Genomic DNA, 13,167 nt, shown 5'->3' with positions numbered 1-13,167 from the left:
TTGCCAGGTGCCTTCAGCGCCCGGCAGGCGCGTGCACCAGCATCCGGGTGGAACCGATCTCGATCCGCGTGCCCTCGGTCAGCGCGGCCCGTTGCACCTTGTGACCGTTGACGGTGATGCCGTTGGTGGAGCCGAGGTCGAGGATCTCGGTCGCCCCGCTCGCGGGGTGCACCTTCACCTCGGCGTGCAGCCGGGAGATGCCGGGATCGTCGATCCGCAGGTCGGCGTCGGTGCCTCGGCCGATCACGAACCCGGGCGGGGTGAGCGGGTGCCGCAGCCCGTTCACCTCGAGCACCAGCGCGGTGCGGTTGGTGGTGGGTCGGTAGAGATCGTCCGGCGCGCTCTCGGCGGACCGGGCCGAGAAGGCCGACCCCCCGCTGAGCCCGGACGCGGCACTCTGGGCCGACGGAGCTGACCACGCCGAGGAAGCTGACTGCGCCGAGGGGGCTGACGGCGCCGACGGGGCCGGGGGACCCGACTGAGGAGACGTGCCGGAGCGTCCGAACCGGCCCGACGGGGCGGCGGGCCGGGCTTCTCCCGCCGGGGTCATGCCGGCGACGGCCTCCGAGGCGACGGTGAACCGGCCGGTCGGCAGGGCGGTGTCCTGGTCGAAGTGGATCCGGATCGGGCCGTTGAACACGTAGCCCATGTCGCGGGCGTGGGTCTTCAGCTCCGCGGCCAGCTCGGCGATCAGGGTCTTGCTGTACGGGGTGAGCTTGGCGTAGTCGTGCTCGGAGAGACCGACCGAGAACTCGTTCGGCACCAGTCGCTTGTCCCGCGACATCAGCTTGGCCTCGGCGTCCAGCTCCTTCTGCAGCCGGGCCGCGATCTCGACCGGCTGGACGTCACCCTTGAAGGCGCGGGCGAACACGCCGTTGACCGCGCTCTCGACCTTCTTCTCGAACTTGCCGAAGATGCTCACGTCGCCTCCTCCCTGGATCGTCGCCGTCGTCGTTCCGTACGTCGTGCTGGACAGACCGGAGCGACCGTACGCGCCCGCGGCGCACCGGGACCACAGCCTCGGCACGGTGGATCAGCCTAGATCGTATCCAGCAGATCGTGCCCGACCCCGGTTCCGCCGGCCGGTGAGAGCACGGTTCGGTCACGTCGGGACGGTTCTCCCCGCTCACCTGACGGTTGCGCGGTCACCGTCGGGTAACGCCTGGAAGGCTTCGATCCGGGTGCGAGCTCCCGGCGTGTCCCGGCCCGTCGAGGGGTCACCGGGCGGTCGTCAACGGATTCGTGCCCTCCCGGACACCGTGCTAGCCTTTCCCGGCGGTTGCCCCACCAGGGGTCGCTGACGCGCGAGTGGCGGAATGGCAGACGCGCTGGCTTCAGGTGCCAGTGTCCGCAAGGACGTGGGGGTTCAAGTCCCCCCTCGCGCACCGACAGGCCCCGGGATCTTCGGAACCCGGGGCCTTTTGCGTTCCGTGGAAGCGTTGTCTGAGTGCGCCGAAATGGTCGCGGGGACTCGATACGCCCTGCCGACGCACTCATCCTCCCTGTGCGGTGAAGCAGGCCGTCGGCCACCGACCGGTCTCTGCCGCTGTGCCAGACTGACCTGGTGCCGAGGCCCGAACGAACTCTGCTGATCACCGGCGCTGGCGGCCCAGCGGGACGGTCTCTGGGTCGACAGCTGGCCGAGCGGATCGCTGACGGTCTGTCTGTGCACGTCGTGGGCGTTGATCTGACGCCGCTGGAGGCCATTGGTTACGACCGGGTGCTGGCGGTGCCGCCTGCCGGTGACCTCGGCTACGGCCCGGCGATGCGGGATGTGGTCGCGGCCGTGGCACCGGACGTGATCATCCCCACCGTGCAGGATGAGCTGCCACAGATCGCGGTGCTCGCCGACATCTTGGGGCGGGCGGCAACCCTGGGCCGCGCCGACAAGACCCCGGCCCGGGTGGTCACCGCCGGAGCGGTCCCCTCGGCGATCGCCGCGGACAAGCTGCTCACCATGTGGGCACTGGCTGCGGTCGGTGTGCCGGTGCCCGTGCACGCGCCGGCGAACGCCTTCGCCTCAGCGGCGGACGCCATCGCCTGGGCCGGCGGTCCCGTCGTGGTCAAACCGCGCGTCTCCCGGGGCGGTCGCGGAGTGGTCCTGGTGGAGGAGCCTGCAGACGTCGATTGGTCGACCGTCGGCCCTGCTCACGTGGTGCAGAGCTTCGCCGGTGGCACGGAGTACGCGCCTCAGACCTACCGGGCTGTCGATGGCACCGTCAGGTCCTACGTGCTGGAGAAGACCGTGCTGAAGCAGGGCCGGGTCGGCAACGCCGCGGATGCCATCCGGGTCCCGGACGGCTCGCGACCCGAGATAGCGCAGCTGGCTGTCGCCACCGTGGAGGCGCTCGGACTGGTCGGGCCGGTGGACATGGACATACGGCTGGATGACGCCGGCCGACCACTGGTGCTCGAGGTGAACGGGAGGTTCGGAGCGCTGTCGGCGCTGGCGCCCGAGCTCCTCGCGGGTGTGCTCGAGGACCACCTGCCCCGATGACCGACCCGCGATGAGCGACGTCCTCGGCAGCCTGGCCGCCGTCATCGCGATCACCATGGTCGTCGCCGGTCTCATCCGGTTGGCCTTGGTGCCCTTCGCGGTCGCCTTCGAGATCCGGCATCGGGGGCACCGCGCGGACGATGCGCCCGTGACCACCCACACGATCTTCTCCGAGCCGCCGCTGGTCACGGTGGTCGTACCGGCGTACAACGAGGGTGTCGTCATCGAGAACTGTCTCCGCTCGATCGTCCGCAGCCACTACGACCGCTACGAGGTGATCGCGGTCGACGACGGTTCGAACGACGACACCTTCACCCGGATGCAGGTACTGGCCGCGGAGTTCGACCAGATCACGGCCGTACGTCAGGAGAACGCCGGTAAGGGGGCAGCGCTCAACACCGGTCTGGCCCTGGCCAACGGCAGCGTGGTGATGCTGGTCGACGCCGACGGCCTGTTCGGTCCTCACACCATCACCCGGATGCTGCGTGGGTTCTCCGACGAGGGTGTCGGCGCCGTCTGCGGCAACGACCGGCCGGTGAACCTGGACCGCATCCAGACTCGGTTCATGGCCCTCATCTCCCATCTGGGTACCGGGCTGATGCGGCGTTCGATGAGCGAGCTGCACTGTCTCCCGGTGGTCTCCGGCAACATCGGTGCCTTTCGCCGCGACGTCCTCGAGGCCACCGGCCCGTTGCGCGAGGACACCGTCGGCGAGGATCTCGAGCTCACCTGGCGGGTGTACGCCGTCGGGCGCCGGATCGCCTTCGCCCCGCACGCCCTGCTCTACGCCGAATCGCCGTCCACCCCGCGGGCGCTGTGGCGTCAGCGGGTGCGCTGGGCTCGCGGTCTGCTGCAGGTGACCCGGCTGCACAAGCGGATGGTCGGCAACCCTCGGTACGGGATGTTCGGGCTCTTCCTCGCCTACAACTCGCTGACGCAGATCGTGGTGCCGTTCCTGCAGGTGCTGGCTGTGCTGCTCGTCAGCGGGCTCGCGCTGGCCGGGCGGGTGCCGAGCACGCCGGCGGGTCTGTGGCAGGTGCTGATCCTCGTCGGACTGCCCCTGTCGATCCTGCTGCTGCTGATCTCGGTCCTGCTCGACCGGTCTCCGGGCGACCTCCGGCACGCCTGGACGCTGCCGATCTGGCCGCTCTACTCCAGCTTCATGACGCTGGTCATGCTCAAGGCCGTCTGGCAGGAGATCTCGCGGGCAGAGAACCGCTGGAACAAGCTGGAACGGACCGGCACGGTCTCCATCGGCGGTCTGGTGGACGACGAGCAGTCGCCGGGCGGATCCTGAGCGTTGCGGCTACGAGGCCTGGCCCGCTCGCCCGACCGGGGCCGGGGGGCCGACGGTGACCGCGGCACGGATCGTCTCGAGCGGCTCGACGTCGATGGCCTGGCTGAAGCGTGACCAGTAGCGAGCCGTGGCACGCACCATGTCCGGCTGCATGTAGTCACGGTGCGTCTGGGACGCGTAAGCGGCCAGCATCTCCAGCTTGCGGTCCACGAACCCGGTGATGTCGACGAATCGGTTGGGCTTGAAGTCGACGGTGCACGAGGGGCTCTGGAAGCACCACAGACCGGCTACCTGGCGGGCGGCGATCTGCACGGACTCGTTGACGGCTCGATGGTCCTGGTGCCGGTCGTGGGGACTGTGGGTGTAGATCAGATCGGGTTGGACCTGGGAGATGACCTTCTCGACGGCGCTGATCACGCCCTTGGCCGGATCGAGCAGCGTGTCCTCGAAGTCGAGGTGGACCAGTTCCGCACCCACCGATCCCGCCGCCTGCATCGCCTTCTCCTGCCGGACGCTCGCCTCACCGCCGATCGCCCCGCCGGACAGCGTGAGGATGGCCAGGCGGTCGCCCGCAGCCTGATGGGCGGCCAGGGTTCCGCCCACGCCGATCTCGACGTCGTCGGGGTGCGCGCCGATCGCCAGTACGGCCAGCCGGTTCCGCGCCCGCCGGGTCCGTCCGAGATCAGCCAGCTCGCTCGCCCGGCTCGCGAGCTCGGCGGGCCGGATCGGCTTCACCAGGAAGTCGTCGGCGGCCTGCCGCAGAGCCTCGACGGCATACGTCAGACTGCCGTGGGCGGTCAGGACCAGCACGGGCACTCCGGGCTGCAGCTCGCGGATCTGGGGCAGGATCTCCAGACCTGAACGACCCGGCATCTCGATGTCGGTGATGATGATGTCGAAGGACCGGTCGGCCAGCGCGCTGAGCGCCTCCTGGGCGTCGGCGCAGATCTCGACGTCCATCCCGGCGAGCTGTCGCAGGGTCGTCTGGCTCAACAACGCCGAGTCGGCATCATCCTCGATCACGAGGACCCGGAAGGGGATGGTGAACATGACAGTCCTCCGTGCGTCATCGGATCGGGGGCCGCTGAATTCGGGCGGACACCAAACGTAACGCGGTCAGGGCGCGACGCCGCGTCGGGTGGGCTGCGTCGACGCTGCGCGCCCGCTGGCAGGTGGCCTGCTTGACTGGGGGCATGTCGGTGCGGCGACGGTCTGTCCGGACCCCGGGCGCGCGGCGGCGAGGAGTGACCCGATGGAGGGTACGAGACCGGTCGGGCGAGATCCCGACCGACGATTGCGTCCGTCCGCGGTCCTCGTGATCGTCCTGTCCGTCGTGATCGTGCTCCTGGTGGTCGCCGTGCCGGCGGTCCAGCGCTGGAAGGCCGACGAACCACCGGTGCCCCTGCGACCGTCCACCGCTCCGGACCGGGTCCGATCGGTCAGCATCGACTTCGGACTCGTCGTCGACCCCGGGACGTCCTGGCCCGGCGTCGCGCGCCGGCTCGATCAGGTACAGGCGACCGGCGTCGCGCTCAACGCCGGCCGGGTCGAGTTCACCGCCTTCGACTGGCCGGCCCACCCCGAGGTCGCGGCTGAGTCCGGCACCGACCACCTGGCCGTGGCCGCCCGCCAGCTCCGGGTCGGCACCGATGGGCAGGAGCGGCAGATCACCTTGGTGGTCGACGCCTTCATCCCCGAGTGGATCAAGTCCGACCCCTCGGTCGGTGGTGTCGGCGCCGCGGGACAGCGAGGGCCGTACACGGCGTCGGCCTCGCAGCTCCACTCCGGTGTCGTCGGCGACCGTCTGGTGGAGTACGTCGCGGCGCTCGGCGAGCGCTACGACCCGAGTGCCATCGAGCTCACCGAGCTGTTCTTGAGTCGCTACACGTTCGGTGCCGAAGATCTCGTGCTCTACCGGCAGATGACCGGCGCGACCGACTGGCCGCGCAACACCGACGGCTCGATCTTCGAGGACGACCCCACCATCGGCACGTGGCGATCCCAGGTGCTCGCCCACCTTTTGGGTCGGATGCGCAGTGCCCTGGACGGCGTCCGCGACGGGAGGGGCAGCGACATCGACTTGATCATGGACGTCCGAGTGGACTGGGAGGATCCGGCGGCCGGGCGACCGTTCAGCGGTCAGGACTACGCCATTCTGCTCGGTGTGGTCGACAAGCTGCAGCTGTGGGCCTACCTCGGCTCACCCACCGGGCCTGAACGGACGGTGTCGGACATCACCGACCTCACCGGCACCCTGCAGTCGGCCGGCCTGGACATGTCCCGGCTGATCGTCTCGGTGGGGCTCTGGTCGGGTTCGGAGTCGGGAGAACCGCCCGGGCGCCTGGCGCCCCGAACCCTCGGTGAGGCGGCGGCCGCGGCGGAGCAGCACGACATCCGGGCGGTCAGCGTCACGCCGTACACGCTGATGACGGACGACCACTGGGCCGCCCTGGCCGAGATCTGGGCGTGATGTGAGTCCGGGCCGACGGGGGCTGAGGCAGCCCTAGCACCCTGACAGGTCCGTTCGCTGGCGCTCGAAGCGCTTGGTGATGTGTGGTGCCTCGGGCGCGGTATCCGTCGTAGTGGGCAGGGGCACCCGGTGAGACCGTCAGCGCCGGCTGGGCCTGCTGGTGGAGGGATCGGCGAGACGTCGGGTGCGGACACGAGGACACCTCACCTGAGGTTGCGACAGTGCTCCCCCAGACGGCGGCGCGATCGCCAGTCTCGATCAAGGACTGACTGATGTGCCCCCTTAGGATGCGCGCATGCCCTCGACCGGTCGTCGCCCGTCCTCGACCGGCGCGGTGATCGCGGTGCTGTGCCTGGCCGGCACCACCGTCTCCCTGCAGCAGACCCTGGTGGTGGCCCTGCTGCCCAGCTTCGCGGAGCTGCTCTCGATCTCCGCGGACGACGCCTCCTGGTTGATCACCGCGACGCTGCTCACCTCCGCCGTGGCCACGCCGGTCGTCGCCCGGCTGGCCGACATGTACGGCAAGCGGCTGATGATGATCATCTGCATCCTGCTGATGGCCAGCGGGTCCCTGGTCGCGGCGCTCAGTGCCGGCAGCTTCGCCCTGTTGATCCTCGGGCGGGCGCTGCAGGGCTTCTCCTCCGCGCTCATCCCGGTGGGGATCTCGATCATGCGCGACGAGCTGCCCAAGGAGAAGGTGTCCTCGGCCATCGCCTTGATGAGCGCGACCCTCGGGATCGGTGGGGCGCTGGGGCTGCCGCTGGGCGGGCTGCTGTTCGGGCAGTTCGGCTGGTCGTCGGTGTTCTGGCTGTCGGTGGTGGTCGGGCTGGCGATCGGGGTCGCCGTGCTGCTGGTGGTGCCGGAGTCGGGCGTGAAGACCCGCGGTCGGTTCGACCTGCTCGGAGCCGTGCTCCTGTCGGCCGCCCTCACCTGCCTGCTGCTGGTGATCTCCAAGGGCGCTCGCTGGGGTGGCGAGTCCATCGCCCTGCTGCTGACCGCCACCGCCGTGCTGCTGGCGGTCTGGTTCCCGTACTCGCTGAAGGTCAGCCAGCCCCTGGTGGATCTGCGGACCTCGGCCCGGCGTCCGGTGCTGTTCACCAACCTGGCCTCGATCCTGGTCGGGTTCGCCCTGATGGCCAACATCCTGGTCAGCACCCAGCAGCTGCAGCTGCCCCCGGAGGCCGGCGGCTACGGTCTCGGCGCCCTGCAGGCGGGTCTGGCGATGGTGCCCGGCGGCCTGGCCATGGTGGTCTTCTCGCCGGTCTCGGGGAAGATGATCAACGTCCTGGGTGGGCGGATCACCTTGATCACCGGTTGCGCGATCATGGGTGTCGCGTACGTGGGTCGGGTCTTCCTCGACCACTCGCTGCTGTCCATCGTGATCGGCTCGGCCGTGGTCAGCGTCGGGTCGGCGATCGCGTACGCGGCCATGCCCAGTCTGATCATGGCCAACGTCCCGATCACCGAGACCGCCTCGGCCAACGGTCTGAACGCCCTGCTGCGCGCCCTGGGGACCTCCACCGCGAGCGCCGTGATCGCCGGCCTGCTGACCGCTGTGACGATCACCGTCGACGGCGCCACGGTGACCAGCCCGGCCGCGTTCACCATCACCTACTGGCTCGCCGGGGCGGTGTCCCTGCTGGCCTGCGGGATCGTCTGGCTGGTGCCGCGCCGGTCGGTGGAGGCCGCGCCGGTGTCGGAGGTCGAGCCGGCGGCCTCGGTCAGCCAGGCCGGTGGGGGAGCGGAGATCGTCGTCCGCGGCCGGGTGCTGCGCCCCGACGACAGCCCGCACCCGCACGCGGTGGTCACCGCCGTCCGGCTGACCGGCGAGCCGCTGGACTGGAGCCGGGCCGACAACACCGGCGCGTTCTCGCTGGCGCTCCCGGGCCGGGACCGCTACCTGGTGATCGCCAACGCCGACGGCTGGACCCCCCGCTCCCAGGTCACCGACTTCGCCACCCCAGGTCTGGCCCCGGTGGTCCGGCTGGGTGGACCGCTGATGCTGACCGGAACCGTACGGCAGGGTTCCGAGCCGGTGGGCGGGGCGCTGCTGACCCTCAGCGCCACCACCGGCGAGGTGCGGGCCACGACCTCCAGCGCGGCCGACGGCAGCTACCGGTTGCGGCTGCCCCCGCCCGGCCACCACATCCTCACCGTCCTCGCCCCGGACCGGCTGACCACGGTGGCGGTCAAGATCTTCACCACCACCCAGTCAGCCGTGAACGACGTCGAGCTGCCGACCACCCACCGCTGACGCCCCCTTTCACTCGCTGACGCCCCCTCTGCAGCGGGGCGTGAGGCAGCGAAAGGGTGCGTCAGCGGGTGGTGAGGTCGGCGATCGCCGGACCCAGCTCCGGCCAGGCGAAGGTGAAGCCCGCGTCCATCAGCTTCTGCGGCTCCACCCAGCGGCTCTTCAGCAGCAGCTCGGACTCCTGGCGCAGCACGAGCATCCCCGGCTCGAGCATCCACCGGTACGCCGGCAACCCGAACGGTCGGTGGGTCGCGCGTCGCAGCTCGGCCATCAGCAGCCGGTTGGTGCTGGTGCCCGGGGCGGCCAGGTTGACCGTACCCTCCAGCTCGGGCCGGTCGACCACGAACCGGACCGCGGCGACCAGGTCGTCCAGGTGGATCCAGCTGAACCGCTGGTCGCCGTGGCTGCGGTGCCCGGTGGTGGCCGGTTGCGTCGGGGTGGGGCCGATCCCGCGGTAGCGCCGATGCGAGAACCACCAGCCGTCGTGCTGCGGTCCGCCGGCCCCGAGCCGGGCCGCCCGAAGCAGCATCTGCAGTGCGGGCCCGTCGCCCAGCACGATGGCCATCCGCAGGGCGATCCGGCGGGTGCCGGGCAGGTCGCCGGTGAACAGCGCCTGCTCCCAGTCGCGCGCGACGTCGACGGAGAACCCGCTGCCCAGCTCGCCGTCGGTCTCGCTCTGCGGTCGGTCCATCGCGTACCGGTAGATGGTGCCGGTGCTCGCGTTGAGCCAGACGGGCGGCGGGTTGCTCGCCGTCTCGACCGCCCGGTGCAGCTCGGTGGTGGTGTCGATCCGCGAGCGGTAGATCTCGTCGCGGTTCGCGTCGGTGTAGCGGCAGCCGACGCTGCGCCCGGCCAGGTTGATCAGCAGGTCCGCGCCGTCGACGAGAGCGGCGATCCGGTCCGGCTCACCCCAGCGCGCGTCCGGTCCGGACCGACCCACCAGGGAGACTTGATAGCCGTCGTCGGTCAGCTCGCGGGCCAGCCGCTGCCCGATGAAACCGGAGGCGCCGGCCAGGACCGCTCGTCGGGAACTCATGGCGCCGACTCTGCCAGGCGGGGGGAGCGCGTCAGCGTGGGCACGGACTAGCCTGCCCGCGTGCGCTCGCCCATCGACGACGAGATCCGGCAGATCTTCGACCAGTGCTCCGGCATCGTCGAGGGCGAGGTCGCGACCTACATCCCCGAGCTCGCGGCGGCCGACCCGACCGCCCACGGGCTGTGCGTCATGTCGGTCGAGGGCCACAGCTACGCGTACGGGGCGGTCGACGTGCCGTTCACCGTCCAGTCGATCTCCAAGGTGTTCGCGTACGCCCTCGCCCTGGAGACCCATGGGTTCGAGACGGTCGACGAGCTGATCGACGTGGAGCCGTCGGGCGAGGCGTTCAACGAGCTGAGCCTGGACGCCCGGACGCACCGACCGCGCAACCCGATGATCAACGCCGGCGCGATCACGGCGAGCTCGCTGCTGCCGGGGGACGGTCCCGAGCAGCAGGTGACCGCCCTGCTGGACTACCTCGCCGGGTTCGTCGACCACCCGCTGACCGTCGACGACCGCGTGTACGCCTCGGAGGCGTCGACCGGACACCGGAACCGGGCCATCGCGTACCTGCTGCGCAGCGTGGATGTGCTCCGGACCGACCCGATGGCCGCGGTCGACGTCTACTTCCGCCAGTGCTCCGTCCAGGTGACCGCCCGCGACCTCGCGCTGATGGCCGCCACCCTGGCCAACGGCGGGGTGCAGCCGACGACCGGGAAGCTGCTGGTCTCTCGGGCCGTGCTCCGCCGGGTGCTGAGCGTGATGGCGGGCTGCGGCATGTACGACGGGGCCGGGCACTGGCTGACCGAGGTCGGGTTGCCGGCCAAGAGCGGGGTCAGCGGCGGCATCCTGGCCGTGCTGCCCAGCCAGTTCGGGGTGGCGAGTTTCGCCCCGCCCCTCAACGAGCACGGCAACAGCGTGCGCGGGGTGGCCGCCTTCCGCTCGCTGTCGGAGCACTACGGCTCCCACCTCTTCGAGCCGAGGCTGGGCCGGCTGCACACCGTGCGGCACCGCACCACCGACGTCGACGATCCGGGCACTGTGCGCTACGCCCTGCAGGGCGACCTCGATGTGGCGGGCACGGAGTCCGTGCTGTGGCAGCTGACCAGTGAGCCCCCGAGCACCCGACGGGTCGTCGTCGACCTCGGCGCCACCGACCGGGTCAGCGCCCACGCCGGCGAGCTGCTCGCGGAGATGTCGCGCCGCTACCTGGTGGACGGCCGCACGCTGGAGGTGGTCGACCCCCAGGAGCTGCTCACCGGCATCCCCGACGTCACCCGGCTGACCTGACTCCCGCCGGTCACGCCCCGGAGTCTGAGGGCAGGCGGGTGTCCTGCACCAGCGTGTGCACGAACCCGAGCTTCTCCACCACCTGCGGCGACAAGGTGAAGGGGTAGGGGTCGGGTTTCCCCATCGACCGGCTGAGCTCGTTGAAGGACCCGGCGAACCCCGCCCACACCGCGATCAGGTCGGCCAGGTCGGCGACGTCGAAGTCGAGCTGCGGCCGGCCGTGGAACTCAGCCCGTCGCGGGTCGGGGAACAGCGAGTGCTGCACCGCCGTCTGCAGGGTGTCGGTGATGTGCAGGTAGTGCGCCCAGATCTCGGCGAAGTCCTCCCACGGGTGTGACGACGCGTACGGGGTGATGAACTCCGGGGCCGGCGGGCTGCCGGGATCACGACGGTAGTGCCGCTGGAGCGCCTCGCTGTAGGAGGCGCGCTCGTCGCCGAACAGCGCGCGGAACGGCTCCTCCCACCGGGTGCCGGGGATCAGCACCTGCCAGTAGTAGTGACCGATCTCGTGCCGGAAGTGGCCGAGCATCGTCCGGTACGCCTCGTCCAGCCACACCCGGACGGACTCGCGGTGGGCGTCGGTGGACTCGGCCAGGTCGACCGAGATGACCCCGTTGGCGTGCCCGATGACCACCCGCTGACCGCTGGTCGCGGAGGACAGCAGGTCGAAGGCCAGACCGCCGTCCGGACGCTCGTGGTAGCTGGTGATCGGTAGTCCCAGGTCGGTCAGCTGGTGGACCAGGCGGCGCTTCGCCACCGCCGCCCGGGACAGCTGCTCCCAGCCGATCGTGTCGTCCCGCGGCGGGGTCCTGCGGTTCAGCCGGCACGCCGGGCAGCGGGCCTGGTCGTCGCCGTCACGCACCAGCCAGTTGCAGCCCCACGACCGTTCCGCGCACGCGTGCCAGCCCACGAAGCCGGCGCCGTCGTCGGTCGAGGCGTTGACCATCGTCCTCAGGTCCGGGCGGTAGGCGAGGCGGTCGCCGCAGGACGCGCACCCGGCGTCCTCGAAGCTGATCAGCGCGCCACAGCGGGCACAGTCGAACCGTTGCATGGTGCTTTGTAGCACCCGGCCACCGCCGGGCCGGTGTCGTCCCGCGGAGGCGTCGCTCCCGGCTGACAGAATGACGGCCGAAGCACGCGACTACTCCGGAAAGGTCGTGCCATGAGTACGTCGTCCAGCCACCCGCACTACGAGGCCGACGAGCGGTCCTCGACCTCGGTGTCGACGGTGATCTTGACCCTGGCCGGCGCGGTGATCGTCTGTGCGGCGATCAAGACCACGGCGTCGATCATCGCGCCGGTGCTGCTCGCGTTCTTCCTGATGATGATCTTCCGCCCGCTGATGGCAGCCCTGGAGCGGCGGCGGGTCCCGCGCGGGGTGACCATCCCGTTGAGCATCGTCCTCGTCTACGGCGTGATCGTCTTCCTCGGGCTCTGCGTCTACCTGGCGCTGGCCCGGTTCGCGATCATCGTGGCCGACAACGGCGCCAAGTTCGCGGAGCTGGCCCGCTGGGTCGGCGGGGTGGCGCAGCAGTTCGGTGTCGATCCCACGAACGTGCAGCAGATCTTCACGCTGATCTCCCCGGCCCGCCTGGTGAACCTGGCCAGCACGGTGATCTCGGTGTCCGCGTCGGTGCTGACGGCGTTGGCCTTCCTGGCCGCGCTGGTCTTCTTCATGGCTCTGGACGCCGCGGACTTCTCGGGTCGGCTGGCCATGGTCGTCCGCCTCCGCCCGGCCACCGGCAAGGCGCTCCGCGACCTCGGCGTGTCGACGCGCAGCTACTTCGCCGTCGCGGCCACGTTCGGTGCCATCGTCGCCGTCCTGGACTGGATCCTGCTGCTGGTCCTCGACGTCGAGTACGCCTGGCTGTGGGCCCTGTTGGCCTTCGTCACCAACTTCATCCCCAACATCGGCTTCGTCCTGGGTCTGGTGCCACCGGCCCTGATCGCCTGGTTGACCATCGACTGGCAGACCGCGGTGATCATCGCGGTCGGCTACTCGGTCCTCAACGTGGTCGTGCAGACGCTGATCCAGCCCAAGGTGGTCGGTGACCGGGTCCAGCTCAACACGACGCTGACGTTCCTCGCCCTGATCATCTGGACGTTCCTGCTCGGCGGTCTGGGCGCCATCCTGGCCATCCCGATGACCCTGTTGATCCGGGCCCTCTTCGTGGACTCCCAGCCGCAGCACCGGTGGGTCCGCGCCCTGTTCTCCAGCGGACCACCGCCCGGCACCGGGGGCAGGAAGAAGAAGCCGAAGCTCGTGCTCCCGACGAAGGACGAGGCGACGGCCGTCGACGAGGGCGCCGCCCCGGCGGCGTCCTGA

The 13,167-nt window shown here is 70.5% G+C and carries 10 protein-coding genes and 1 tRNA gene; 7 read left to right on the top strand and 4 right to left on the bottom strand.

Features of this window, described 5'->3' with window-relative positions; genetic code table 11:
- Positions 1–13 precede the first annotated feature (13 nt).
- Positions 14–922 carry an FHA domain-containing protein gene (locus tag ABD714_RS09915; RefSeq protein ID WP_344812156.1) on the bottom strand — a complete coding sequence of 303 codons (909 nt, stop codon included), beginning with the start codon at positions 920–922 and terminating at the stop codon, positions 14–16.
- A gap of 380 nt (positions 923–1,302) precedes the next feature.
- Between ABD714_RS09915 and ABD714_RS09910 the strand changes: the two genes are divergently transcribed.
- The 3 genes from ABD714_RS09910 to ABD714_RS09900 all read left to right on the top strand — a co-directional run bounded on the left by ABD714_RS09910 (position 1,303) and on the right by ABD714_RS09900 (position 3,794).
- Positions 1,303–1,385: transfer RNA gene (locus ABD714_RS09910), tRNA-Leu, on the top strand.
- A gap of 290 nt (positions 1,386–1,675) precedes the next feature.
- Positions 1,676–2,497, top strand: coding sequence for an ATP-grasp domain-containing protein (locus ABD714_RS09905; protein WP_344812155.1), 822 nt, complete (start codon positions 1,676–1,678; stop codon positions 2,495–2,497).
- A gap of 10 nt (positions 2,498–2,507) precedes the next feature.
- Positions 2,508–3,794, top strand: a complete 1,287-nt coding sequence (locus ABD714_RS09900; protein WP_344812154.1) for a glycosyltransferase family 2 protein — start codon at positions 2,508–2,510, stop codon at positions 3,792–3,794.
- Positions 3,795–3,803: 9 nt separating this feature from the next.
- Here the strand turns inward: ABD714_RS09900 and ABD714_RS09895 are convergent, their stop codons facing one another.
- A complete protein-coding gene (locus tag ABD714_RS09895; protein WP_344812153.1) occupies positions 3,804–4,844 on the bottom strand; it encodes a response regulator in 1,041 nt (346 codons plus the stop codon).
- Between the two features lie 265 nt (positions 4,845–5,109).
- Here ABD714_RS09895 and ABD714_RS09890 point away from each other — a divergent pair, with 265 nt between their 5' ends.
- Both ABD714_RS09890 and ABD714_RS09885 read left to right on the top strand, forming a co-directional pair.
- The gene (locus tag ABD714_RS09890) at positions 5,110–6,264 is read left to right on the top strand and encodes a hypothetical protein (protein ID WP_344812152.1); all 1,155 of its coding nucleotides are present in this window, start codon (positions 5,110–5,112) and stop codon (positions 6,262–6,264) included.
- Positions 6,265–6,559: 295 nt separating this feature from the next.
- Positions 6,560–8,518: an MFS transporter gene (locus ABD714_RS09885; protein ID WP_344812151.1), complete on the top strand. Its 1,959-nt coding sequence runs from the start codon at positions 6,560–6,562 to the stop codon at positions 8,516–8,518.
- 61 nt (positions 8,519–8,579) lie between these two features.
- Here ABD714_RS09885 and ABD714_RS09880 read toward each other — a convergent pair whose 3' ends face one another.
- A complete protein-coding gene (locus tag ABD714_RS09880; RefSeq protein WP_344812150.1) occupies positions 8,580–9,551 on the bottom strand; it encodes an epimerase in 972 nt (323 codons plus the stop codon).
- A gap of 60 nt (positions 9,552–9,611) precedes the next feature.
- On the opposite strand from ABD714_RS09880, the gene glsA reads away from it, so the two are divergent.
- Positions 9,612–10,841 (top strand): glutaminase A, encoded by a 1,230-nt coding sequence (glsA, locus tag ABD714_RS09875; protein WP_344812149.1) that lies wholly within the window; start codon positions 9,612–9,614, stop codon positions 10,839–10,841.
- Between the two features lie 10 nt (positions 10,842–10,851).
- On the opposite strand, the gene ABD714_RS09870 is transcribed toward glsA, so the two are convergent.
- Entirely contained in the window at positions 10,852–11,892 is a 1,041-nt protein-coding gene (locus tag ABD714_RS09870) for a zinc-binding metallopeptidase family protein (protein WP_344812148.1), read from the bottom strand.
- Between the two features lie 111 nt (positions 11,893–12,003).
- Here ABD714_RS09870 and ABD714_RS09865 point away from each other — a divergent pair, with 111 nt between their 5' ends.
- Complete coding sequence (locus ABD714_RS09865) at positions 12,004–13,167, top strand: AI-2E family transporter (protein ID WP_344812147.1); 1,164 nt, start codon at positions 12,004–12,006, stop codon at positions 13,165–13,167.

Origin of the sequence: Microlunatus aurantiacus, from assembly GCF_039536605.1 — a bacterium.
Taxonomy (GTDB): domain Bacteria; phylum Actinomycetota; class Actinomycetes; order Propionibacteriales; family Propionibacteriaceae; genus Microlunatus; species Microlunatus aurantiacus.
The sequence above is the reverse complement of the archived record's forward strand: the minus strand, read 5'-3'. Positions and strand labels throughout refer to the sequence as shown.